Source organism: bacterium SCSIO 12827 (assembly GCA_024397995.1).
GTDB lineage: Bacteria > Pseudomonadota > Alphaproteobacteria > Rhodospirillales > Casp-alpha2 > UBA1479.
This window is the reverse complement of record CP073746.1, coordinates 3,529,519-3,553,026: the sequence shown is the minus strand read 5'-3', so window position 1 is coordinate 3,553,026 and position 23,508 is coordinate 3,529,519. Positions and strand designations below refer to the sequence as shown.

Annotated in this window: 27 protein-coding genes; 2 read left to right on the top strand and 25 right to left on the bottom strand. The window is 62.6% G+C overall.

The features are described from left to right. Nucleotides 1-16: 16 nt before the first annotated feature. From KFF05_16635 to KFF05_16610, 6 genes are all read right to left on the bottom strand, one after another. Nucleotides 17-1,918: a hypothetical protein gene (locus tag KFF05_16635; GenBank protein ID UTW51506.1), complete on the bottom strand. Its 1,902-nt coding sequence runs from the start codon at nucleotides 1,916-1,918 to the stop codon at nucleotides 17-19. Next, on the bottom strand, nucleotides 1,918-2,487 hold the full coding sequence (locus tag KFF05_16630) for a hypothetical protein (GenBank protein ID UTW51505.1): 570 nt from the start codon (nucleotides 2,485-2,487) through the stop codon (nucleotides 1,918-1,920). Before KFF05_16630 ends, KFF05_16635 begins: the two co-directional genes overlap by 1 nt. A gap of 99 nt (nucleotides 2,488-2,586) precedes the next feature. Then, complete coding sequence (locus KFF05_16625) at nucleotides 2,587-2,856, bottom strand: hypothetical protein (protein ID UTW51504.1); 270 nt, start codon at nucleotides 2,854-2,856, stop codon at nucleotides 2,587-2,589. Between the two features lie 9 nt (nucleotides 2,857-2,865). Further along, nucleotides 2,866-3,684, bottom strand: coding sequence for a hypothetical protein (locus KFF05_16620; GenBank protein ID UTW51503.1), 819 nt, complete (start codon nucleotides 3,682-3,684; stop codon nucleotides 2,866-2,868). A gap of 222 nt (nucleotides 3,685-3,906) precedes the next feature. Beyond that, nucleotides 3,907-4,272, bottom strand: coding sequence for a hypothetical protein (locus KFF05_16615; protein ID UTW51502.1), 366 nt, complete (start codon nucleotides 4,270-4,272; stop codon nucleotides 3,907-3,909). A gap of 106 nt (nucleotides 4,273-4,378) precedes the next feature. Next, a complete protein-coding gene (locus KFF05_16610) occupies nucleotides 4,379-5,266 on the bottom strand; it encodes a hypothetical protein (GenBank protein ID UTW51501.1) in 888 nt (295 codons plus the stop codon). A gap of 121 nt (nucleotides 5,267-5,387) precedes the next feature. Here KFF05_16610 and KFF05_16605 point away from each other — a divergent pair, with 121 nt between their 5' ends. Beyond that, nucleotides 5,388-7,232 (top strand): MBL fold metallo-hydrolase, encoded by a 1,845-nt coding sequence (locus KFF05_16605; protein UTW51500.1) that lies wholly within the window; start codon nucleotides 5,388-5,390, stop codon nucleotides 7,230-7,232. A gap of 13 nt (nucleotides 7,233-7,245) precedes the next feature. Here the strand turns inward: KFF05_16605 and KFF05_16600 are convergent, their stop codons facing one another. The 18 genes from KFF05_16600 to KFF05_16515 form a co-directional block, all read right to left on the bottom strand. After that, the gene (locus KFF05_16600) at nucleotides 7,246-7,641 is read right to left on the bottom strand and encodes a hypothetical protein (GenBank protein ID UTW51499.1); all 396 of its coding nucleotides are present in this window, start codon (nucleotides 7,639-7,641) and stop codon (nucleotides 7,246-7,248) included. 32 nt (nucleotides 7,642-7,673) lie between these two features. Further along, complete coding sequence (locus KFF05_16595; protein UTW51498.1) at nucleotides 7,674-8,354, bottom strand: CPBP family intramembrane metalloprotease; 681 nt, start codon at nucleotides 8,352-8,354, stop codon at nucleotides 7,674-7,676. A gap of 86 nt (nucleotides 8,355-8,440) precedes the next feature. Next, nucleotides 8,441-9,064, bottom strand: a complete 624-nt coding sequence (locus KFF05_16590) for a hypothetical protein (protein ID UTW51497.1) — start codon at nucleotides 9,062-9,064, stop codon at nucleotides 8,441-8,443. Beyond that, entirely contained in the window at nucleotides 9,061-10,584 is a 1,524-nt protein-coding gene (terL, locus tag KFF05_16585; GenBank protein ID UTW51496.1) for a phage terminase large subunit, read from the bottom strand. The genes KFF05_16590 and terL overlap by 4 nt, the downstream gene beginning before the upstream one ends. Before the next feature lie 29 nt (nucleotides 10,585-10,613). Further along, a complete protein-coding gene (locus KFF05_16580) occupies nucleotides 10,614-11,213 on the bottom strand; it encodes a hypothetical protein (GenBank protein UTW51495.1) in 600 nt (199 codons plus the stop codon). After that, a complete protein-coding gene (locus tag KFF05_16575; GenBank protein ID UTW51494.1) occupies nucleotides 11,206-12,621 on the bottom strand; it encodes an SPASM domain-containing protein in 1,416 nt (471 codons plus the stop codon). Before KFF05_16575 ends, KFF05_16580 begins: the two co-directional genes overlap by 8 nt. Beyond that, the gene (locus tag KFF05_16570) at nucleotides 12,621-13,316 is read right to left on the bottom strand and encodes a hypothetical protein (protein ID UTW51493.1); all 696 of its coding nucleotides are present in this window, start codon (nucleotides 13,314-13,316) and stop codon (nucleotides 12,621-12,623) included. The genes KFF05_16575 and KFF05_16570 overlap by 1 nt, the downstream gene beginning before the upstream one ends. Further along, complete coding sequence (locus tag KFF05_16565; GenBank protein UTW51492.1) at nucleotides 13,310-14,026, bottom strand: CDP-alcohol phosphatidyltransferase family protein; 717 nt, start codon at nucleotides 14,024-14,026, stop codon at nucleotides 13,310-13,312. Before KFF05_16565 ends, KFF05_16570 begins: the two co-directional genes overlap by 7 nt. Continuing rightward, nucleotides 13,980-15,200 carry a hypothetical protein gene (locus KFF05_16560; GenBank protein ID UTW51491.1) on the bottom strand — a complete coding sequence of 407 codons (1,221 nt, stop codon included), beginning with the start codon at nucleotides 15,198-15,200 and terminating at the stop codon, nucleotides 13,980-13,982. Before KFF05_16560 ends, KFF05_16565 begins: the two co-directional genes overlap by 47 nt. Beyond that, complete coding sequence (locus KFF05_16555) at nucleotides 15,200-15,604, bottom strand: hypothetical protein (protein UTW51490.1); 405 nt, start codon at nucleotides 15,602-15,604, stop codon at nucleotides 15,200-15,202. Before KFF05_16555 ends, KFF05_16560 begins: the two co-directional genes overlap by 1 nt. A 12-nt stretch (nucleotides 15,605-15,616) precedes the next feature. Further along, nucleotides 15,617-16,318: a hypothetical protein gene (locus KFF05_16550; protein ID UTW51489.1), complete on the bottom strand. Its 702-nt coding sequence runs from the start codon at nucleotides 16,316-16,318 to the stop codon at nucleotides 15,617-15,619. A gap of 54 nt (nucleotides 16,319-16,372) precedes the next feature. Continuing rightward, a complete protein-coding gene (locus tag KFF05_16545; GenBank protein ID UTW51488.1) occupies nucleotides 16,373-16,759 on the bottom strand; it encodes a hypothetical protein in 387 nt (128 codons plus the stop codon). Nucleotides 16,760-16,764: 5 nt separating this feature from the next. Then, entirely contained in the window at nucleotides 16,765-17,229 is a 465-nt protein-coding gene (locus KFF05_16540) for a cell wall hydrolase (GenBank protein ID UTW51487.1), read from the bottom strand. After that, nucleotides 17,213-17,440, bottom strand: coding sequence for a hypothetical protein (locus KFF05_16535; protein UTW51486.1), 228 nt, complete (start codon nucleotides 17,438-17,440; stop codon nucleotides 17,213-17,215). The genes KFF05_16540 and KFF05_16535 overlap by 17 nt, the downstream gene beginning before the upstream one ends. 145 nt (nucleotides 17,441-17,585) lie before the next feature. Next, on the bottom strand, nucleotides 17,586-18,410 hold the full coding sequence (locus KFF05_16530) for a DUF2927 domain-containing protein (GenBank protein UTW51485.1): 825 nt from the start codon (nucleotides 18,408-18,410) through the stop codon (nucleotides 17,586-17,588). Nucleotides 18,411-18,461: 51 nt separating this feature from the next. Beyond that, on the bottom strand, nucleotides 18,462-19,562 hold the full coding sequence (locus tag KFF05_16525) for a hypothetical protein (protein ID UTW51484.1): 1,101 nt from the start codon (nucleotides 19,560-19,562) through the stop codon (nucleotides 18,462-18,464). A 121-nt stretch (nucleotides 19,563-19,683) separates the two neighbouring features. Then, nucleotides 19,684-20,724: a hypothetical protein gene (locus tag KFF05_16520; GenBank protein ID UTW51483.1), complete on the bottom strand. Its 1,041-nt coding sequence runs from the start codon at nucleotides 20,722-20,724 to the stop codon at nucleotides 19,684-19,686. A gap of 225 nt (nucleotides 20,725-20,949) precedes the next feature. Further along, nucleotides 20,950-21,831 (bottom strand): SDR family oxidoreductase, encoded by an 882-nt coding sequence (locus KFF05_16515; GenBank protein ID UTW51482.1) that lies wholly within the window; start codon nucleotides 21,829-21,831, stop codon nucleotides 20,950-20,952. Between the two features lie 137 nt (nucleotides 21,832-21,968). Here KFF05_16515 and KFF05_16510 point away from each other — a divergent pair, with 137 nt between their 5' ends. Beyond that, the gene (locus KFF05_16510; GenBank protein ID UTW51481.1) at nucleotides 21,969-22,766 is read left to right on the top strand and encodes a hypothetical protein; all 798 of its coding nucleotides are present in this window, start codon (nucleotides 21,969-21,971) and stop codon (nucleotides 22,764-22,766) included. On the opposite strand, the gene KFF05_16505 is transcribed toward KFF05_16510, so the two are convergent. Next, nucleotides 22,763-23,431 (bottom strand): glutathione S-transferase family protein, encoded by a 669-nt coding sequence (locus KFF05_16505; protein ID UTW51480.1) that lies wholly within the window; start codon nucleotides 23,429-23,431, stop codon nucleotides 22,763-22,765. The genes KFF05_16510 and KFF05_16505 overlap by 4 nt on opposite strands. Between the last annotated feature and the right edge of the window lie 77 nt (nucleotides 23,432-23,508).

Here is a 23,508-nt window from a genome sequence, read left to right as displayed (position 1 = left end):
AATTTGTGGGGAAGGCTCAGCCGTTGACGTTTACTTCCTCAGTCACGGACAACAGGGTGAATGGCAGGGGCGTGTCCTGTTCGATGCGCCACAGGGATTGCGTGCCGTCTCGCCGCCAGCCGAAGGCGCGCACCGTTCGGTCGCCGGAAAAGGCGACGGGTGGTGCATCCAAAAGATCGTCGCCGAATTCGCGGAAGGGGACGTCGATGAACCCGCGTCCGGTGTCCAAGCGAAGGGCCGATGCGTCTTTCAGGCGGTAGGTGGCGGCGACCATGCGCAGGCGTCCACCTTGGTTGGATCCCTGCAGACCGTTAACCGCCGGCGGTAGCGGTTCGATGACATGGGTGTAGCCCAGCCCGACCGTCACCTCGGACACCGCGACGTTCAGGGTAATCCGCCCGTCTGCGACCGTGGCGTCACTTTGAACCGACCCATCGGCGACGATTTTCACCGTGCAGTCCTCCAGATGGTCCAGGCCGCCCCATTCGGTCTTGGGCGTGGCGTCAGTGATGTGCAGCCCGCAATCAACCCGCAGGTTGTCGTCGAAGGCTTCGATGAAATACTTGCCCGACCGCTCCGTCAGCAGATAGACCGCGTCACCCACGGCGCAGACGGATCGGAAGGCACCTTGGGTGTCGGACAGGGTCCAGCCGATGATCTCTTCCGCCCGGTAGAGGGTCAATGTGCCGATGGTGCCGTCGGCCATGACCAAATGCAGGTTGCGGCGCCCCGCATCGAAGTCTTGGTCGACGGGATCACGGATCAGGTGTTCCGCGACGGTCGCCAGATCGCGCGACTGGTAGGCCTGTTCGACATCCGTGAATAGAAACTCGCGCAACTCACGCCCTGTCCGCGGCACGAACAGTGTGGCACCATCCACATTGCGCGGCGGCACGAAGCGGGTTGCGGGCGAGCCGATACGGGTCTGACGGCGGATCTGCACGGACGCTGGGGTCAGTGGATCACCCGTCACCATCCATTCCGCACCCGAAGTGAAGACTTGCAGATGGCGGCCAGAAAACACGGCGGAACAAGCATTGACCTGATCGGACAGCAGGGCGAATTCGATGGCTTCATCATCCAAGCCTTCGCCCAGATCGAAGTTGAACAGGTCTGCTGACTTGGACATCCATATCTGGTTGGGTAGATCTCGCGATCCGCCGATCACCGTGCGGTCCTGATGGAAAGTGACGGTCGCCGGGTATCCACGGACGGGGGAGAACGATTGCTCTTCCCAGTCCTTGGTGGCATTTGCGTTAGCCAGGGTCTCCTTCACCGTCGCCGTGGCAGACGTTGTCGATGCGACGGCGGTGATTTCAATCTCCTTGTTGGCGATGCGGAACCGCGTGCCGACGTGACCTGCCTCGAACACGGGGGCCGATGCGGCGACCGTGATGGTGCCGCTGGTTCCGGTCGGCTCCAGGGTGACGTCCGTCGCCGCGAACTTATGGTGGGGCTGATGGATGCGGTTGTCTGTTTCGGCAAAGACCCAATCGGTAATCTGCCAATCGGCATGTGAGGTGCGGGTGATCTTCTTGGGTGCTGTATCCGGATGAACAACCAACAAGGTATCCGCGCTTTGTACCCAGGCCAGCTTGGTGGTTTGCGTTTCGGTCCAAGGGGCGGCGATCGTCGCGGTCTTCGTGCCGTCCGTGTAGACATCGATCTGAAGGTGGGAAAAGCACAGCAGGTACGTCTGCTCCGTATTGAACTCGAAGGCGGTCAGTCGCCCGGGCCCTGGGGCCATGTCGACGAACCGCGTGCCGGCGCGGCGGGTGACGCCGCCGGTCGGTTGGATCACCACGTTGCGCAGTTTCGATGCGCCATTGGCGTAGGACCGTAAATCGCTGCGCCCGAGCAGGCGGGTTGAAACCTCACCGGCGGTGAAGTTGGATTTATGTGTTGTCAGGCGGGGCATTAGGCGCGCACCTCCACCAAAGAGAAGTCATCGATGCGCCCCGGTGTTTCCTGCTGGGCATCGATGGTTTTGGCGCGCTGAAACTCCTGATCGGCTAGGCGGTGCAAGGCTTCGGCCCGTGACGTGCTTTCCGTCAGCGGGATGCAGAACTCGGCGGCCAGACGGGTGATCAGGGCCTGGTCGAAGAATGGAGGAAAATCGATCTCGGCCGGTCGGAAGATGTAGGTCATGACCACGTCGTCCGTGTTGGCGTGCAGGCGCCGTTCGGCGATTCGGTATTCCAGGCCGTGTCCGCGGGCGCTGCCGCCGGCCGACAGGGCGCGCAGGAAATTGGCCGGCAGCTGGAACGCCTTGGCGTAATCGGCGACCGGCTCCGCCGCCAGAACCGGCAGGCGCTGCTGCGCCGTGGCGAAGCTCCACGGATGGCCGGACAGCATGGCATCGCGTATGGAAGGGTACAGGTTGGCCGCGATTTCAGCCTCCGCCGTGCCTTCGTCGAACGAGGTGATGGTGGTGCCGCCCAGTTTCAATAAGGCGCGGGAACAAAGGGCGATCTGACTTAACGCCATGGCGGAAACTCCGGTGATGGATCGGGGAAAGGGCAGGCGCAAAGGGGCGCCCCGGAGAATATCGGGGCGCCCCAAAGTGTGATGCGTGGGCGGTGAGGACTAGTCGGTGTCCGTGCCGCCGACAGCGGTCAGATCATCAACGTCGACGATGCCGCCTGTGTTGGCGCTGACCAGGAACAGGCCGGCACCTGGCGTGCCGTCGGTATCGACATTGGCCATCAGGATGTCGCCGGTCCGCAGCATGTGAGACGCGTCGTTGAAGTAGCCGGCGCTGTCCACGGCGGCGGCGGCGTCGACCGTGGTGTAGTGCCACAAGGTGAAGCCGTTGGCGTAGCTGAGAACGCTCAGGTCTTTCGAAACGAATGCCATGGTCGCCTCCTAGCTTTCCAGGCAGCGCAGAGACACCACGCCCGACGGATCGATCAAGCAGGCCCCCTGGCTCATCATGTTGTTGACGAAGTTGGACGCGCGGTCGCCGTGCCAGGTGATGTCGGTCTTCACATCCTTGCCCACGGCGTGACCCACTGCACTTTTGTGGTACCAGTAGCAGAACCGCACGCCGGTGGTTTTGGTCAGGCCCGAATGGGGAATCCACAGGGTGCCCAGCCAGCGCTTGGCTTGGATGCCGCGCCACGGCAGATCGTCGGAGCCGACGAAATCCATGTCCGAAAACTCGGGGATCTTCAGAAGGTCCGTCCACTGCTTCCAGCCGATGACCGCGAAGCGGTCGCCGTCGTCGGGGACGTCGGCGTCGCCCAGCATTTCGAAGGCGGTCAGCACCTTTGTCTTGGTCAGGCCGTCGGACCCGTCACCGGAATAGTTGGTGCTGGTGTCCAACTGGGTGACGATCAGTTCGTCCGTTTTGCGGCCCAGCGCATTGGCGCCGGCCCGGGCAATGATCTGGCGTTCGTTGATGTTGGTCTTGATCTCGTCAAGCTCGTCCACCCAGTCGCCGGCGTAATAGTCCTGCAGCGGGCATTCGACGGGGGTGTGATCCAGGTTCATGACCGGGACCATGCCGTGGCGGGCCTTGGTCGAGGCGGTGCCCTTGCCGACCTTCTGGAAGGTGGTGGACGACCCCTGGATGTCGTTCTTGGAACGCACCGTGTTGCGCAGCTTTGAGCCGACGCGCTGGTACTCCAGGTGCACGTCCGTCTGGAAGTGCTTGATGAAGGATTGTGCGATATGTGTCGACATGCGTGTTCTCCGGAAATCCGGACTCCTTTGTCGTGTCGCGTTGAGGGAAGGACGCCGGTCCCGGCGGTTGTGGCGGGCGCGTGAACGGGCCCGCCGCCGCGGGGAGCGTCGGGATAAATCCGGGCCATCGGCGCTTCAATGAGGGAAGCGGCCCCTGGGTTGTCCGGGGTGGGGAAAGGGCAAAGATACAAAGACGCGCTTGTGAGCGCGTCGGGTTTTAACCTACTTCAGATGGTCCGCGCAGTCCTTGCGCAGAAGATCAAGAAGAACCGCGACGACGGGCGTGTCGGGTTGTGCCTGCTTCACGAAGTGCATCATCGGGGCATCAAAGATCATGCCTTTGTGTGCGTTCGCCTCGCTCAGGCAATTCGAAACGCCCTCGCCGATTGCATCCTTGGGTCGGATATAGGCGATCGCATCCGCGAGGCCGGTCAGGTATTCGATTTGCGCAGTGGGCGGCAGCTTTTCAAGGAATGCGTGCCGATCGACAATTTGATGCGGTCGGAATACCTCGTTTGCGGCCGAGAGGCCCACGGTTGCCGCGACACCGAACAGCATGCCGAGGACTATCGAAGAGATGGACTTCATGTCGAACTCCCTGTTCTCCCTGTCGCCCGGGCCATCGGGCGGCGCGGGCATTTGGCTAAAGGGGATATAACCCCTGAAATCCCGCGCTGAAACGAAGATGATACGGCTATTTTGCCGGGGGTGCTCCGGGCATGCGCGCGAGAATTTCGCGGATCACATTGTCCCATTCCGCGATGTCGTTTCGCAAAACATTTAACTCATCCTGTTGTCGTGCCGCATCCGTCATCGCCTGATTGTAGGCGCCTATCGCCGCCGCCAGGGCAGGAGGCGCGGCGCGCCCTTTCCCGGTCAATAGGATGTACCCGACCTGGATGCCGGCCTTGGCAGATTCTTTCTGGACCCGCTCCCAGGCAATGTTGGAGGCATCTCTCGCGACATTGAACTCTGCTTCTTTACGGGCCGCCCGTTCGATCGCGGCGCGCCGGTTTCGGCTCGCAGTTTCAAGCTCGGCCTGCAAACGCCCGAAATCCAGAGATGCAGGTTGCGCCGGCGCGTCGGAAGTGTCCCGCTTGACTGGCGTAGAGGCAATGTTCCCTGATGCTCTATTTCCCAGCAGTTCAAGGCTATTCGCCGCAATGACCTCAAATTCCTGATCTGCGGTTGTCTCGAACCAGTTTGCCGCCAGATTGATGAGGAGATCGCGTTCCTCATCCTCAAGGCCTGCACCATGGCGGCGTAACCGTTCAGAGAATGCTTTCTGATCGGCAATTCCGCGCGTTTTCAGCGCGGTCTCCAATAGGTCGGCTTTTTGTTTGTCGATCCTGACACCCTGGATATCGGCATTGCCGGATGGGTCGCGCTGAAACCTACCCTGGCCGGAAGCCGCGACATGACGGAACTCACTGGCGGCGGTGACGGGATCGAGCCGCCTGGTTGGTGTTCCGAGGAAAGTCGGGCGCATGAACATTGTCCTTTGTTCGCGGGTTCCCAGGCGGAACGGACAAATGTCTTGCCGCTTCGGATGAAACAGGCCGCGGGTCGGTTGCGCGGGCATTCACAAGCCCTTGGCGCGGTTTAGAAAAATCTTCTATTGTTGGGGCCGGCAAGTGATAAGAAACCGATTGTGCTCAAGAGGAAGGCCACTTGAACCAAGTCCAACGACAGGGGTTGTCATAGTGCGTTCAGAAGTGGTGTTCCGAGACGGAACGCGGTCCTGGCTGATCTTTGGCCAGGACAGCGGCAAGCCGCCCGATCTGGTTGATTCCAACCAGGTGGTCGTGCGCGCGGGCAATGAGGCCGTGCTGATCGATCCGGGCGGTGTGGAGATTTTTCCGGCCGTGTTCGACGCCGTCGAACGCGAGGTGCCGCTTGCCGACATCAAACATGTCATCCTGACCCATGAGGATCCGGACGCAGGATCATCGCTGCCGCTGTGGCGCGAGGTCTGCGTCGACGAACTGAAGGTCCATGTGCCCTGGCTATGGCTGGGCTACGTCACCCATTACGATCGCGAGGCCGATTTCGTCGCCGTGCCCGACGAAGGCATGGAAATCCGTTTTGGCGAGGGCGGCCGACTGCAACTGATCCCGGCCCACTACCTGCATTCTCCGGGCAATTTCTCGGTCTTTGATCCCGTCGCCAAGGTGTTGTTCTCGGGCGACATCGGTGGCGCCCTGGTGCCACCCGATGACCGTGACGGGTTCACGGTGCGCGACTTTGACCGCCATGTTCAGTACCTGACCGGGTTCCATCAGCGTTGGATGGGCTCTCCCGCCGCGCGCGATGATTGGATCCGCCGCGTGCGGGAACTGAGCCCTGAAATCATCGTGCCGCAGCGCGGTCTGGTGTTCACCGGCACTAATGTGGGCCGTTTTCTCAACTGGTTCGAGACGCTGGAAATCGGCCTTGCCGTCAAGGGCGGCACGCCGCAGCGTGTCTCCGTGTCACCGGTAGCTGAGCCAGCGGACCAGCCTGTTGAAAACGGTACGACGTCCGCCCCAGAACCCAAGCCCGAGGCCAAGCCAGTCACGAAGCCCATCGAATCTCCGATCATGGGCGCTGGAAAGCCGCTGGCCCGCGCGTTGAAGGAAAGTGGGCGGCAGTTCCGCCTGATCACCCGTAGCGACTTCGACGGTTTGGTTTGCGCCGTTCTGTTCGAGGAAATGGAACTGATCGACGACATCCTGTTCGTTCATCCGCGCCAAATGCAGTACGGCGAGGTCGACCTCACTGACAGCGACATCTCGACCAACGTGCCATTTGACGAGCGGGTTTATCTCGCCTTTGACCACCACCTGAGCGAGATGGAGCGCGTCGGCGGTCAGCGTGACAACCATGTCATCGACCCGACGGCGCCGTCGGCGGCGCGCGTGGTCTACAACTATTTCGGCGGGGAAGAGGGCTTCCCCTATGTGTCGGGCGAACTGATGGACGCCGTCGACCAGGCGGATTCGGCGCAATACGAAATGGATGACGTACTCAATCCCCAGGGTTGGGCGCTGCTCAATTTCATCATGGACCCGCGCACGGGGCTCGGCCGCTTCCGCGGCTTCCGCATTCCCAACTACGAATTGATGATGGGCCTGATCGAGGACTGCCGGAACTTCACTATTGAGGAGATCCTGGAACTTCCCGACGTCAAGGAACGCATCGATTTGTACAACGAACATCGGCCCAAGTTCGAGGAACAACTGCGGCGTTGCACCGCCATGCACGACAAGCTCGCTGTCATCGACATGCGCAAGGAAACGGACATCTATTGCGGCAACCGGTTCCTGATCTATGCCCTGTTTCCGGAGTGTAATATCTCCATGCATGTGGTCATGGGAAAGCAGGACAGGAACACCGTGTTCGCCGTCGGTAAGTCGATTTTCGACCGCTCCTCGCCGGTCAACGTGGGCGAACTCATGCTGCGCTTCGGCGGCGGTGGTCATCGCGCTGCCGGCACCTGTCAGGCGGACAATTCGATCGCCGAGGAAACCATGGCGGAACTGATCCACCGGATTTCGACAGCCACATGATGCGTCCCGCGCCTTAGGGCATCAGCCGCTCAGTCATTGGTCCCGTCATCAGATACCAGGCCATGGCGGCGACGCCGCCTGTCAGCGCCAGTAGGGCCGCGAACAATCCCCGGATCAGGCCAGAGCGGAGTGCCGCGAAACCCTCCAGAACCTGCACCTGATTATCCGTGATGCGATCCTGTGTCTGGTCGACCCGGTCATGCAGGCGGGCGCGGGCATCGCGGGTTTGGGCCATGAAGGCACGCAGTTCCTGACCCATGCGCTCGAACGACTGGGCTGCTTCGCGCGACCGCTCCACGCATTGCCGCTCGTGGGCGATGATGGCTTGGCGGGCGAGGCTTGCCTCGCGCAAAGCTTCGTTGGCGGTGTGCAGGGCGCGGGTATTGGCAGTGTCGGCAGTGGAAGGCATGCGGGTCACTCCCAATTTTGTGCCGGCCGGCATCAATTCGTGAAGGCGATCAGATTGTGCGCGGTGTGGACGACGATGCCGGGGAAGATTGACCGTGTCAGGTGATATAGGTAACCGAACAGGCCGCCCAGGAGGGAGATCGTCATCACCCAGATAATGCCCTGAGACCAGTGAACGGCTCCGAACATGAGGCCCGCGATCACGATACGCAGGCCCCAATGGGGAATGAAACGGACGAGGGCGGCGAGCAGGATGGCTCTGTAGAACAACTCCTCCACCACCGAATTGAAGACCAGCCCGAAGGTCAGGTCGAGATACTTGATGACGTCCTCGCGATAGGTCGGAACCTGATACAACTCAAGCCCGCCGAAGTGCCAATTCCAAGTACCCCCAATCTGATAAACCACTTGGTCGGCGGCGAAGGCGCCGGTCATGACGACAAGGACGTGCGGGTTAAACCAGCCGGAACCGCTCCACGGCACGCCCGGCGCGGCAAATGCTTGCCGGCATGCCTGCCGAAAGCCCGGCATGGACAAGCAAACGGCGAACATGATGGCCTTCTTTCCATAGTCGAACAGGAGGAAGTGATTTATGTCCGCGATATGCATCATCAGGATGACGTCGTCGAGGACGCTTGCCGCGAACAGAATGGCCACGAGAGCGATTTCGGCGGCCGATAGTTCGGGCGGATGGGATGAGCGGCCGACCGGCATTTTCTGTCCAGTATGGTTACTGCGCCAAGACAACCTGAAATTTAGAAAACCGGCGCTAGGTGATCAACAACGGTTGTGCGTCCCGTTCAACCTTTGATGCCGCCGATTACCTTGGCGTTCTTGAACAGGTTCTTGTCCTTTCGAATCTGGGCGCTGAGCGATTTCAGCAGATCGATGAGCAGGGGAGTCTCTTCGGGCTGGTGCGGGCCGTCCCCAATGTATTGTTGGAGCACATTCGGAATCCTGCTTGATGCCGGGGACGGGTCGTTGGGCGATGGAGTCTTCATTTTACCTGCCGAAACCGCTCGCTGGCTGAGGACCTCTGTCGGGCCCCAGGGTTTGACAATCCCGTCGACCTGCAATCCCCCACCGGCAAGCTCGTTGAGCCGCATCTGGCCCTTTTCGATGGCGCCGAGAAAATCTTCGTTGGCTTCCCGCGTGGCCGCAGGCATCAGGTTGTTTCCGGCAAGGAAGGCGGAGACCTTATGCACGTCATCGGCGCGGTTTTCCTGATTGCGTCCGACAGGTGCGGTCAGGAAGGTGCGCCCGTAGCCTCCCATCCCGTCCACGCCGCCGACGCCCGGCAGATCGGATTCGGTGGTATGGCCGGGCCGATCCGGGGTCGGGGTCTGATCGGGCGGCAGCGCGTGGTTTTGCTCCGTGGTTCCCATGGGAATATTCCTTTTCAAATCGGTTTCGGCGATCGTCACAAAATGAAATCGGTTTTTGCCGTGAAGGTGTCGCCGCTTCGCCAATTGGGTTTGCGGCGGGGGGCGTCGCCGGAAGGCGGGACACCGCGGCCCAAGCGCACAGGCTCCGACAGCAGGCAGCCGGCGACCGCGTCCAGGCCGTCGTCTCGGCATGTTGTGCCGGGGGCCCATTCGCGCATTTCACGGACGAAAGGAGTCCGCCATATACTTTCATGGACACGCAGACGCCCGGCCGCAAGGACGGCATCGAAGGCATCCAGGATGCGCAGGTCCTTGGCGCGGTGACTGGACGCTTCGATCACCGCCGCCTCGACCCCGGCCGTTCCCAGGGCCCGGCGCAGCAGGCCCGGCAGGAACCGTCCAATGCCGTTGGTCTCCAGCGTTACCGCGGTCAAGTGGTTGTCGCGCAGGAAGGCGGCGATCTGCCGGCATTGCTGCGAGGCCTCGTCACGGTCATTGTTGTCCGATCCAACCGCCGCGCGCGCCGCTTCCTCCGGGTCGTGTTCCAGGTATCGGACGGCGTGCAGGTAATGGGTGCCGTTGTCGTCCGTGAACAGGGCGGCAACCACGCTGGCGTCGCCGATACCAGGCGCACCGTACGCCGGATCCCACCAGCAGGACGCGGACACTAGGCGCGTGCCGCCAAGGGTCAGGACGCCGACGCCGTTGCGTTCCGCATAAACCAGCGGATCGGCGTAGGAGATCAGGCGGTCCGGGTCGAGGCGGCTGTCCAGGATGTTGACCGGCTCCAGGAGCATCTGGCTGCGGAACTTGTTGGGGCCGCTGCGCTCGCGGATCGCGTCGATGCGCGCAGTGGGAAAGCGTTCCGGCCAGCGTGATTGCCCACTGGGGCCCAACAATGGCATCTCAAGCCTTTCGAACCCGGCAAGGAACGGATTACCGTTCTCTACACCTATCCGTGCCTCGGCCGCGTAGATGGTGTCGTAGGCATGGGGTGTGCCGATATAAAGCTGCAGGCCACCCGGTACCAAAACGTATTCTATTTCCGCCAAACGTGCGCGTAGGTCGGCCCGCTTGGGTGCAGTGTCGCAGGTGTTTGGAACCTCGACATCGTCGCAGATCACGACATCGGCGCGCGACCCGGTCAGGTTGGCGCTAATGCCACGGGCCAACATGGATGGGTCGCGCAGTTCGGCCCCGCGATTGACCGTGAATTGTTCTGATGCCCATTGGTCTGCCCGTTTCGGCTTCATGCGTTGTGTCAATGGGTGGCGTTCGATGATGCGTTTGACGTTGCGCACCATTTTGCGGGCCAACGCCAGATCCGCCGCCAGCACTATGATCCGTAGATTTGCATCTCGCCACAGCATCCAGGCGCAAAATAGACCAACTAAGGTCGACTTTCCTGAATTGCGGAACGCCATCATTAGTAGTTCGTGGTGACCTTCTTGCGGCTTGATTTCTAGCCACCGGGCCATGTGGATGTGGAGGTTCGGCGTCTTCAGTCCCTGCAGATTGTTCCACAGAACGACGAAGACGGAAAAATCGACCGGCGGCATGAGGCCTCGCGACTGTGATGGTGTTAATTTCAGGAAAGCTCAGGGTTGGTCAGCGTCGCGCCGGGGCCCTTCGTGAACTGAAAGTTGACGGGTAGGGAAACCCGCATGTTGATCGGCCCGAAATTCGGAGTCGAACAATGGCGCAGATGTCCGGGCATGAAGATCAGCCGTCCTGGCGGCGTTTCCACCCGATGGCATCGAGCGGGATCGCTGTCGTCCTGAATGATCAGATCGCCGCCGTCTCCCTGCACCGAATAGACGGCAACCACGGGGGTCTCTCCATGGTCGTGCCAGGGGACACCCTCGTTGGGCTTGTAATAATTGCACCAAGACCTGTGGCGGAAGGGCCGATCAATGAGCGCCGGATGCCAGCGTTCAAGATAGACGGCGAGCGCGGCGTAGAGCCGCTCGACCAAGCCCGTCAGCCCGGGCGGCAGGGGTCTGCGGTCGAATAGGCATTCCGTCGCCCGTCGATTGACGATGTTGTCGCCGTGGATGCTGTCCGGTGTCGCGTCGACGGTGCGCATTTCCGCAAGGATCAGGTCGTTCATGGCGGCGATGCGGCCACCGGCGAAATCGAAGATCATGATTTTCGGGATCGGCTCCGACCATCGGGCAAGGTCACGCATCGATCGCCTCCGCCAGATCCGCGGGCTTCAGGCGAATGACCTCTGCCGATGTAATGCCGGGCCGGCGGATGAAGGCACCGTCCAGGGCATCAATTCGGGTCAATGTCATCCCGGTCAGATAATAGAGGGCGGCGGCCAGCATGGCCGTGTTGTAGGTGAAGCTGACGTCGCAGGCGGTCTGCCAGTACTTCCCTTCCAGGAACATGCAGGATCCTTTGCACAACTGGACTACCGGACAGTTGCGGCATTCGTTGCGTGTCTGATGGTGATGCGCGGTGTCCAGGCGCACGGCAGCTAGGTCGCGGACATTGCCCAAGTTGTGTCGAGGGTCGTCGGCGGAAACGTTGTGGCAAGTCGTTACCTCGCCCATCAGGTTAACGGCGATGGTGTCCTCGCGGTCCATGCCGCATTTTTGGCCGAGGGCCGCGATTGGGCGCTTCTTGCTGAGCGATTCAAGAAAGTCCTCGATCTTTCCGCGCACGGAATTGCAACCGGGGACAGTTAGACCATTGGCTGCTTCAATGAATAGGGTGTGTAACGCCGCCCGATGGTCGCGTGCATCTTGCGGCACGCAGGCCAGGGCGTCATCGTCATAGGGAAGAAGGATTTCTTCGGTGTTGGAGGAGATTGACCCAGGCGGCACGCTCAGCTTCTCCTCGATATGGCGGCGCACGGCGGCGAGGGAATAATTCCACCGCGTCAGCACCGTGCCGAAACCGAAGCCGAAGGACGGCGTGTCGCTCGAAGATTGATCCGCACTGTCCAACTGGCCCGCCGCCGCCATCAACCGGCGAATCAGCCGGCATTTTTCCGGATCGTCCAGAATGTCTTCCGGGTTGCGGTATTTCTGGGCTGGGCCGTCGTGGCTGATCTGCACCCCGACCCGCTGGGCGATCAGCCAATCGATCTTTTCATCGTCGAGCAACGAGCCATTGGTGATGACATTGAATCGTGCTCTGGGATAGCGCCGGCGCAGCTCGTCGCCCAGGATCTTCAGCTTGGCCCAGTAGACGAAAGGTTCGCCGCCCCAGAATTCGATACGTAGGTCGTTGCCGCCGTCCTTGGCGGCAGAATCGGTTGCGAACCAGGTATCGAGATTGCGCAAGAACAGCTTGGCGTCCTCAATCGCGCCGCCCAGGAAAGTGCTCCAACTTGCCTGATTGCAATAGGCGCAGGCGTAGTTGCACTTGAATCCCATCTGGATTTTCAGAGTGCGGATACCTGCCTTGCGGCCGGGGTTGTCCGGCGACACGCGCTGCGGCACAGACCAGGACACGGGGCCTTCGGCGGTGAAGGCGGGATGGACGATCTGTCCGCCGTCGTCTTCCTCGTGGGTCAGGGTTGAGAACATCGGATCGTATAGAAGATGAAGGGTGTCCTTCCCCTCCAGGGTCAGCCTGTATGGCATCAGCCGAACTCCCATTCCGGCGGCATGACCGAGGGTAGGGTGAAAAAACCGCGATTAGGATTGAGCGTGCCGTCGGGCAGAAGGCGGCGGGCGTCCCGGTAGTCGACGCCGTTCCCCGTCACGGTGTGGTCGAATGCGCCGACGAAGCCGAGCGGGCCCAGACGTGCCTCGACAATCACGCCAGGTCCGGTGAACCCACCTATGCCATCCCCGTCGGTGACGATCTTGAGGGCGGGAAACAGGCTAACACCCGAGACTGCGGTGATGTGGTCAATGAGATCGTAGATGTAGACGTATTGCTTATGCTCCCAATGGGGGTACTCGGCGGCTTGGCGTAACTCCGCGGGACAGAGGCGAGCAATAGCATCGATCTCCATCACGCGGTAGGGTGCCGGTGCTGGCGACCCATTGCAGGTTGTGGACAGGTAATGGACCGCGCCATCCCGCATAGCGGTGTTATCCCAATCCAGGGTCACGTTGCCCGCGGGTGTCAGCAGCATGCCCGAAAGCCGCGGCGCGAGATCTTCGCCGAAGATGCTACCGCCGGCACCACCCTTGCCTGGCCGGTTGACGCCGTCGCGTTGGCGGTACCAAGTGCGCAGGCGCAGGCTGTCCGCCGTCACCGTGCAGTCGTGGACTAGGTTCTCGACGTCGGTTCCGGGAAGGGTCCAAATGCGTCGTGCGCGTTTCAACATGGGCCGTCCTCACTCTGCGAAACACGGACTTCAAGCGCCGATGCTGTGGGGTGAACCCGCCGGACGTAGCGCGCGGCGGCGGCCGCAACCCAGGCGGTGAGGGCGACGACGACGCCAGTATAGGCCCAAGCCCAGGCCTGAAGGCCGGCGCCGCCGACAAGGGCGAACAGCACGATCCAGTAGTCGTTGCGGCAGACGTCGAGGCCCCATTTCATCTGACGCATGGCGGGCCGCTGACGTGGAGTCAAAAGCTTCTGCGGATTCCAGGGAACGACATCAAGACGCTGGCGTCGCGCTAGGCCCCAGCCGACGCCCATGAGCACAAGACGCAGTAGAACTGCAGCGCCCGCGCCGACCCATGCCAGGGCAAGATCATTCTGACGTAGGCCGATGACAACCATGACCAGGACCATGGTGATATAGCCGACGGCGATGTCGTAGAGCCCGCCCAGGTTGGTGGCGCGACTGGTGGCGCGGGCGACATGACCGTCGATCCAGTCGACCCAGCGTGAGGCAAAGATCAAGCCAGCGCCGATCACGGCGGAAGCCCAATCCGTTCCGCGCCAGATGAGCGCTAGGCCGACGAGCGCCAGGATCAGGCTTGCCGTGGTGATCCAGTTGGGATGCAGCCAGGTTAGTCGGGGTGCGATGTCCAAGGCCGTGTCACGGTCCCAGTTGAGCAACCGGTCGCGGGTCATGCCAGGCGTCATGGCGAATCTCCTCTCGCAGGTAGCTTTGGAAGGGGAAGGAGTAGTCGGGTCCGGCGACGGCCCACAGGCCGCCATGAACCTCGTAGCTGCCGGATCCGTTGTGGCAGATCGGCTCATACAGCATCAGGGAGCCGTCATGGTGGATGGGCTCGATACTGTCGATGGCAAGGAAGCTGCCGAGGTCGCCCCAGGCGAGACGGTCGCCCAGCACCATCTGTTTTGGGCGTTCGCTCTCGGGGGCGTAGATGCCGTCCGCCGGCGGTTCCGCCACGCCGTGGATGGTGGCGAACCGGGCGAGGGATCCAGGTTCCTTTATGGCGGCGTACCAACTGGCCGGATCGGGGGCGACCCAGCCGCGGGTAAGGGACCAGATGCGGTGCGCGCCCGCTACGAAATAGCGGCCGTTGATCAGAAAGGCGCTGTGCGGGCCGATGCGGCCAACGAACATGCGGTCGATGCGGTTGATGGTATCGAACGCGCCCTTCACCAGATCGCCAGGCTGCAGCATTGCAATATCGCGTTGGCTGCCGTCGGCCATGGTTACCGGCGTTCCGGCGGGAAAGCAGCAGTCACAGGCGCATTGGCAGACACAGGCACAGGCACAGGCACAATTGCAGTTGCAGTTGGAATAGCAGTTGTAATTGTCGTCGCCGGCGCCGCCGGCGCCTTGGCCGAAGCCAGTGACCTCGCGCTGTTTCACGACCGTCAATGTGTCGTCTGACGTAATTGCGTAGGCGGTTCGCTGTGGTGCGTTCCAGTCGACGATGTCTGTGTTTGATGTCGTCTGCCCGCCCGCGAAGTCGAATCCGGGATTGGTCGGGTTCTGAGCCATAATCGTGCCGCCATTGCGATTGGAGGCTGTGCCGCCGATCCCGGGCCAGGTGTACCAGGCACCGTCCGGCGGCATCCAGAAAGGGTCCCCGGCGCAATTGCCGTTCTTCAGTAGTCCCGTGCAATTCTCAACCCGGACGTCCACGCGGCGTTCACGTTTGAAGCCATCGACCGGCCGCCGCGACGGGCCAATACCGTGCAGGCGGCCGTGGGTCTTCACGCCGGGGTCGTCCATATGCGCCGTCTGACGGTGTAGGCCCATGGTCAATCCGCCATCGTCCGCCTGCGGTTTTTCCGGACCTGGGCCGAGTTTACGCGGATCATCGCCGCCCCGTGCACTCATCAGTAATTGACCCCGTCCACCACGACGTGGACTGTCTTGTCGACGGTCAGGGTGGTGGTCATGGCGATGGCCAGTGTTTCACCCGCGCCGAGCGTGAGGAAACGGCCCGGGTCGGCGGAGATCGACGGGATGACTGTGGGGTCCAGAAGGTCGACAGCCGGCGCCCCGTTCACGCGGCCCGAATTCGTCGGTAGTTGGAAGGTCGCCAGGATGCAGGACGTGGTGCCGTCGTTTTTCATCAAAGTGAGCGACGGCGTGGTGTCGTCCGTGGAGGCGGAAACCAGATGCACGCGGGCTCCGTTGGTGCCGGCGGTGAAGATGGTCTGTGCCGTGGTGCCGTCACTGTTGGTGATGATGGTGCATTTGCAATTTCGCGCACCGAGATAATCGGGGGTGGTTGCCATGTCTTGGTCTCCTCAAAGGCCGAAGCTGAGCGCCGTCAGATGGGCGCCATGGGTCAAGGTCGGGTCGTAATGGAGGGTGCCTGCCGGATTGACGGTAAGAACGGCCCCCACGTTGCCGGCCGTCGGCGGTGTCACGCCCAAGTCTTCCTGCGCCGACAAGGTGGCGCGGGCCGAAAGTGGATCCGTATCGTCGAGCAGTGTCGTGATGAAGGTGGTGGCTGGAAAGCCGCCGATGGACCCGGCGCCGGCCACTGGATTTCCTTCTGCATCGAAGGCGAGGAAGGTGCCGCCGCGTGCCGCGCGGTCCGGCAGGGTCAGCACTGCGTCCGGATCCGTCGGTGACAGTTGCAGCGCGCGTCGCGTGTCGTCGGCGACCTGCTGCAGGGCAGCAGTTAGGAAATCCAATTCGTCATTAATGACGCGCGCCCGGAAGGCGCCAGATTCCTGAAAGTCGGACTGTCGCGCGATGGTCAGTCGGCGGCGCAGGGTAACGGCGACGCCGGCGGCGGGCGGCGTGTCAAAATTGACCTCACCACCCAGGTCCTGTCCGGCGTTAGAAACGGCATAACCGGTTTCCTGCAGGGCGTCGTCCAGATAGACCTCCAGGTCGGCGGCCTTGAAGATGGGGAAGGGATAAGTGAACAGGGTCTGCGTGCCGTCGGCGACGTAGCGCTTGCGCGGCGTGATGTCGCCGATCTGAATATGATCTGCCATGGGTTTCTCCGGAATGTCAGCAGGGGGAGGGTGTCGCGGTCGGGACGGGCCGGATTACGGCTGGTCCTTCCAAACGCGGATGCCCTTTTCTACGGACCGGCCGACAACATAGCCGCCGACGCCGATCTTCAGCAGTTCCCACATGTCCGGCGGCAGGGGCAGCATGGGCACGCCGAACCAGGGGTGAACGATGTAGTTGTTGGCGACAATGATGCCGAACAGGCACATCAGCAGGGGCCGCCAGTTGCGCTGCAGCCAACTGTCGCCCTGGGCCTCGGCGACGATGACTTGGGCCGCCGCCTCGATCTCCTTCATTTGGCCGGTCAGCACCATTTCCTGCAGCCGCGCCTTGATGCGGGCGGCCTCGTCCTTGTCCTCGACGGCCTGGTCGATGACGTTGAACAGCCCACCGATCACGGGCGCAATCAATGCACTCAGCATGGCGGCTACTCGATATCGGCATAGAACAGGTGGCCGCCGATCTCGGCGGAAGGGGCCTTGCCCCGGGCCCAGGGCGGGTTGGCTGACCTGGTGTGGTAATGGGTGGCGCCGTCTGTGGGATCGGCCAGGGTTCCGGCAAGGGCACGCCGCGCGATGCGCTGGCAAGTCTGGAACACGCGATTGTCGGCGGCCACGGCTTCAATCTTCACGCGGTTGGGATCGCCCGCGTTCCAACAGGAAAACTGCCACGGCCGCCGGCAGACTTCTTCCACCGTGCCGCCCCACCAATAAGTCCCGCCGGCGATGCGGGCGCGGCGCACCCGGTTCATGACCACGGCGGCGACGGCTTCCTTGCCGCGCACGGACTCGCCCCGTGCCTCGCCATAAAGGGTGCGGGCCAGGACATCGGCGGCGTGTTGGGCCGCCTGCGCGTGATCCGGGAGTCGGCTCATCTCAGGTTCCTTCGTCATCGATGGGGGGAAGTTTGCCGGCGGGGGCGCTGCGTGCCCGCAGCCGGCTTTCGAGGAAAGCCAAACCGGTCTCGAACTCGTGGCGGGCATCCTCAAGCGCGATGGCCTGGCTCCGCCCCCGGCGTTCAATCAGCATGACCAGGGCAAGGATCGCGGCCGCGTCGGCGGCGGCAAGGCCGAGTGCCCAGCCGCCACCGGTCAGATCGAACATCGGTCAGGCCAATCCCTGCGCGATCATCGCCGCACACAGCAAAGCGCCCGCCGCCGCCATAATGGCGGCCGGGTCATACCTCATCATCTTCGTCTCCTGATTAGGGTTGAGGTGAACCGGCGGGTGTCGGCGCGGTCCGGAGCGTTCAGTGTTGGTAGAGCGCGCTTTCACCTTGCCGGTCGATGGCGCGCAGCAGGCCGCCGATAATGGTGCGGGCTTGCGCCATGGCGTCGGCCCTGGCCATGTCGTGCTTGATCCGCGGATCATAGAGCGTGCGGAGGATCAGCTTCACTTCAAGGCTCAGCGGATACAGAGGGTGTCCGTCAATTCGGTCACGGGAGACTTGTTGGCGTCCGCCGATACCTGAGAGCCCCAAGGCCTCAAGCATCGTCTTGACGATACAGTGCTGCGCCAGGTTCTTGGGTAAGTCAGTTCGTAGCAACATGTACCCGCGGCTCAAGGTGCCGGCCTCATTCGGTTGCGGCCAGCCACTGCATACGAAGCTTTGGGTGCCGAGGCGCGCCAAACCGGCGCGGTTGAAATTCTCGTAGTACGTTTCAATGTAATCTTCGCCGATGATATAAACGGCGGCATTGAGGTCGGGACCTTCGGTTGGAGGGTACTCGGTGATGGGCAATCCCGTCAGCTGGGACAGTTCCAGCAATAGGGTGGCGATGAATGCTCGAAAATTTTCGTAGTCGTCTTCCCATGAAAGCGGATAGCCGAAGCCTATTTCATGCATAATCCAGATATTGAGCGGAGCTTGCCATTTGACCGCGATTTCGATCTTGAACGGTTTCTGGTTGTTTGATGCGATGGGCCAGGTCCATCCCTTGAATACGGATTCTTCGAATAGCCGAACCAGAGCGTCTTCGCGGGATATCACATCATTCCGTTCGGTGGCCAGCGACGGGGTAGTCAAGCATATGGCCATGAGGAAAATCAACGGACGGAGTGCGGAGAAATTCATCCTGAAGTGGTACTTGCATCTTGCCACGTTGACAATGGTTGTTGTCCAGATTTAGTCCTCGGTCTGCTTTTTGATCGTCTCGCGGATGATCGTGCCGATGGCATCCTGCAGCTTGATTGCCGGCGCAACTTTCTCTACCTGCAGCGTCGGAAACAAAAATGGCAACGCCCCAGAAACGGTGTCACGGGTCTTGGCGTTCCGTTCGTCCATCTGGCTCATGAGCCGGGCAATAACCTTCCTGTCACCGAACCGGACGGGGTCCTTCCCACTAGATTCCAGGCGGCGCGTGATCAATTCATTCACGGCCCCTTTTTGCGTGCGCCCTAAACCCGACTTGTTGACCTCGGCCATGACCGCCTTCCTGGTCTCGGCTGTCGCTGTCATTGCCTTTCCTAGAAGGTAGCAGCTTTCTCGGGTGAGTTGATATCCGCCTATGGTGACGGGGATGGAGCGCTCATTGGCCTTTGGTTCAAGAACAGTTGTTCGCCGGTCTTCCAAGCGGCGCATGAACGCGGCGGCGGAATCAGGATCCATTTTATCGGGGCGAAAGAGTTGGTCCGCCTCGACGCCTTGGGAGCCGAACCGTGACTTCCGTTCAAGTGGCGTCTCTTCGTGCGTGCCATGCGTCCCGATCGTTCGGATGTTTGCGCCATCACCCTGGCGTGCGGGCAAGGGCGGCAGCCGCGGAGGATACTGCGGCGGCACCGGCCGGCGCCCGTTTTGCGTGTCGGCAACCTGGGCGGAATTGCCGTCGGCCGGGGCGGATTGGTCCGTGTCGAAGGGGCGCATTTTGCCGGACGAGACCGCGCGTTGGCTGAGAACCTCCGTCGGGCCCCAGGGCTTGATGATGCCATCGCGGTGAAGGCCGCCGCCGGCCAGTACATTGAGGCGATCCTGGCCCTTTTCGACGGCGCGGAAGAAATCCTCATCCGCGGTTTCGCTCGGTGCAGGCAGGATGTCGTTCTTGGCGAGAAAGCGCGAAACCTGCAGGACATCATCGGGCTTGTTGGCTTGGCCGCGGCCGACACTGTCCGACAAGAATGTTCTGCCGAACCCACCGAAGCCGTCCGCGCCGCCCTTGCCGGGAAGCCCCGTCACCGTGTCATCGTCGGAAGAAGACGGTGCGGGCGGCAGCGATGGCCTGTTATCCATGCTCCCCATCAAGGGCTCCTATCATCGGTGTTGGGGGGGAACGTTCGGGGGGGCGGACGCATCTCGCCCGTTCGTTGGTTTGGTTATGACAGATCGGACTTGTCGCGTCAAGAATATTTTCCTATACAACATCAAAATTTTGCCCTGATAAAGCGCCCGCGGCGGATTGCAGCAGGGATCGGCGGCCCGGTTTGGGTGGCTCGAACAGGAAGAAGCCCAGGTTGCGGCCCATGGTTTCCGTCAGGCGCCGGGGGCCCGCGGCCTTGAGAACGCGTTTCAACGCCGCCTCGGTCTTCGGCCCGATGATGCCGTCCTCGCGCAGGGCCGTGAAGCCGCGCGGTCCGAGCAGAACCTTGCCCAGGTCGTTGACCGTCATCTGCAGGCTCTCCCCTTCCTCGGTCGGAATATGCGGGCCGACGGTCGCGGGCTCGCGAAACAACTCGGCGAATGAGGCAGATGTAACGTCACGAAGGCCCGATGCAGACGTTCCGTCGGCGAGGCCACGCAACGCAGCTTCGAAACGGCCGAGGGCGAGGGCTTCCTCAATCTTCGGGGCCCCCAGACGGGCCGACGCCGTGCGCAGGGCGGCACGGGTCTTGGGGCCCGGGTCGCCGTCATCGACAAGATCCTGGAACATCGGGCCGTTGGTTGGGGCTGCGGCCATGGCATCGTCGCCGCGGGCTTCCGTGACAGCTTGATTGAGGATGGTCAGACCCCGTTGCAGAAAGCGGACGGCATCGCGCGATCCCTGAGTTTCCGCAATGTCGGCGACGCGCTCCGCCAGGCGCCCAATGGCGCGGGACAGGTCCATGCCGTCGGCCGTGCGGGCCGGAACAGGGGCGGTGCTGACGGGACGACGCGCCGCCGGCGCCATCAGGCGGCCGGTTTCATCGGCTTCGGCCAAGTCTGTGCCGTAGGCATCGTCGTAGAACGCGCGCTCGAACCGGTCGAGGGTTTCCTTCTCCGCCCCGGCGGGCAGGGCGAGCCGGCGTTGCGCAATCTGGCGGACCTCGGCCTCGGTCAGATCGCGGGGTGATTTGGCCAGGATGTCCTCCAGCCCGCCGTCGGAACGGGTCAACTGGTCGATCAATGCCTGGCGGTCAAAGGCGGTGCGCGCACCGCTGCCCCGGCGGGCGCGGCGCGCGGTCGGTTTCGCTGTCATGGGAATGTCTCCGGAAGGAGGGCGCGCCCATCGGCACCCCGCTGGTCAAAGCGGGGCCGGGCGGGCCGGATCGAATGAAGAAAAAGCCGAGAGGGAGGGCCGGCGCCGAAGCGCGGACACACCTCGCCCTGTCGATGAAGGGACCCTACCCGAGGGTTATTCGGTAGTCAAGGAAAATAATCCGAATATGGGAATATGATGATTCCCGGGTCTGCGCTAACCGGCTCAACTCTCCGCCGCCAGGATCGCGGCCAGGCCTTCGCGGTAGGTCGGGCAGGACAGCGCCGCGCCCAGGTCATCCTTGATGCGGGCATTGCTGACCAACCGATTGTCGCGCCAGAAGCTGCGCGCCATGGGCGACATGGTCTCGGCGGCCTGATCGAAGGGCACGAGATCGGGGGCCGGCAGGCCTAGGAGCTTGGCGCCATGGGCAATCACGTCGGCCTGGGCGGCGGGTTCGTTGTCGCACACGTTATAGATCGCTCCAGGGTTCGGCCGCGCCATGGAGGCGCGCAGCACGGCGGCGATATCGGCGACATGGATGCGGGAAAACCGGTGCCCCGGCTTGTCGATGCGGCGCGCCGTACCTTGGCGCAGCTGGTCGAGTACGCTGCGGCCCGGCCCATAAATCCCGGCCAGACGAAAGACATGGACCGGAAGGTTTTTGCGGCGGCCGAGATCAAGCCAGGCCGCCTCGGCGGCGGCGCGGTATGCGCCCCGGGGGGATGTCGGGGCGAGGGGGCTGTCTTCCGTCACCTCGGCGCCGCCCGTGTCGCCGTAAACCCCGGTGGTCGATAGATACCCGGCCCAGCGGATGTGTCCGGCGGCCTGTTCAAGGGCCGGGCCGGCCTGTGTCAGCACGGGATCGCCTTCGCCGCTCGGCGGGATGGACATCAACAGGTGATCGGCGCGGGCCAGGGCCGCCCCAGCGGAAATGTCCAGGGGGGCAGCACCGTCGAACACATAGGCGTCGATCCCGCCTGCCCGCAGTTTCGCCTGCTTGCCCGGCGTGCGACAGGTTCCGGCCACGGTCCAACCCTCGGCCATCAGGCCGCGGGCCAAAGTCTGGGCGCTGAAGCCCAATCCGAAACAGAACAGGTTGGTCATGTGCGTGCGGCCCCGGTCGACAAGGGGGCGGAATGCCTCCTATAAGCAGGCTTGGTTATAACCAGAGCCCGACCGTCATGCCAGGGATCCCGCCCATTCATCGTTGCCGTGCCCTCCGCCCGCTTGCGGGACTGTTGATGTGCCTGGCCGTCGGCCTGCCGCCCCTGCCGGCGGCGGCCCAGCAGGGACTGCTTGGGCAACCGTCCGCGCAGACGGGACTTGGCACTGCATCCAAGGCCGCTCAGGCGGCGGAATACCAGAAATGCATGACCCTGGCACGCCGCCGGCCCCAGGATGGGTTCGAAATGGCCATCGGCTGGCGGTCGTTGGGCGGGGGTGACGCGGCCGACCATTGCGCGGCGGTTGCTCTGATCGAGCTTGAACAATTTGGCGAAGCGGCCAAGCGCCTGGAGCGCCTTGCCCAGATTTCCATCGAGGAACCGCCGGTCAAGGCCGGGCTGTACGATCAGGCGGGCCAGGCCTGGCTGCTGGAAGGCCGGCCCGAGGACGCGACGCGGGCTTTCGCCTCCGCCATAGCACTCATGCCCGGTGATCCGGACCTGCTGGTCGACCGGGCCCAGGCCTGGGCGGCAAGGGGCGATTACGACGCGGCGGACACGGACCTGAGTGCCGCGCTCAACCTATCGCCGTCGCGTGCCGACGCTTATGCGCTCCGGGCCAGTGCCCGGCGTTTCCTGGATCGGGCGGCCGATGCGCTGGCCGACGCCAACACGGCGTTGGAAATCGATCCCGCGAACCCGGAGGCCCTTTTGGAGCGCGGAATCCTGCGGCGGCTCAAGGGCGATGATGCGGGGGCCCGGGCGGACTGGTTGAAAATCCTGAATGCCATGCCCGACAGCGCAGCCGCCGGACCGGCGCGGCAGAACATCGAAAACATGGATGTGCGGCCTGACAGCGTGCCGCCGCGGCGTTAAAAATCCAAATCCGCGTAATGGCGGGGCGGCGGAAAGCCGGGCATACGGTCGGACAGCACGGACCGCATGCTGGGCCGTGACTTGACCCGGGCATACCAGTCGCGGGCCTCCGGGTGATCTTCCCAGGGCACGTCGCCCAGATAGTCGACACAGGACAGATGCGCCGCCGCCGCTACGTCGGCCATGGAAAAATCATCCCCGGCCAGCCAGCGCCGCCGCTCTACCAGGAACGACACGTAGTTCAGATGCATGTGGATGTTAGCGTGCCCGGCACGGATCCGCGCGCCCTTGGGCTCACCCTGGCCAAGAAAGCGCTTCAGCAGCTTTTCGCCGACCAGATTATCCGTGACCTCGCGATTGAATTTTTCATCGAACCAGTTGGTCAGGCGGCGGACCTCGGCCCGGATCACCGGCGTGCGGCCGATCAGCGGCGGGTCATCATGGACTTCGTCCAGGAATTCGCAGATCACATCGGCCCCGGAAATCGCCGTGCCGTCGATCTCCACCAGCACCGGCACGGTTCCGGCAGGATTAAGCGCCAGGAACTCCTCGCGGCGTTCCCAGATGTTCTCGATCCGAAGTTCGTGCTCCAGCCGCTTTTCGCCCAGGAAGATTCGGGCCTTACGGCAAAAAGGCGACATCCACAGATGATAAAGCGTGCGCATGGTGGTTTCTCCTACACCGCTTTCCGGCGAATGGGAACGCCCCAGTTGGCGGGTCGCTCGCGAAACCCTCGCGAAGA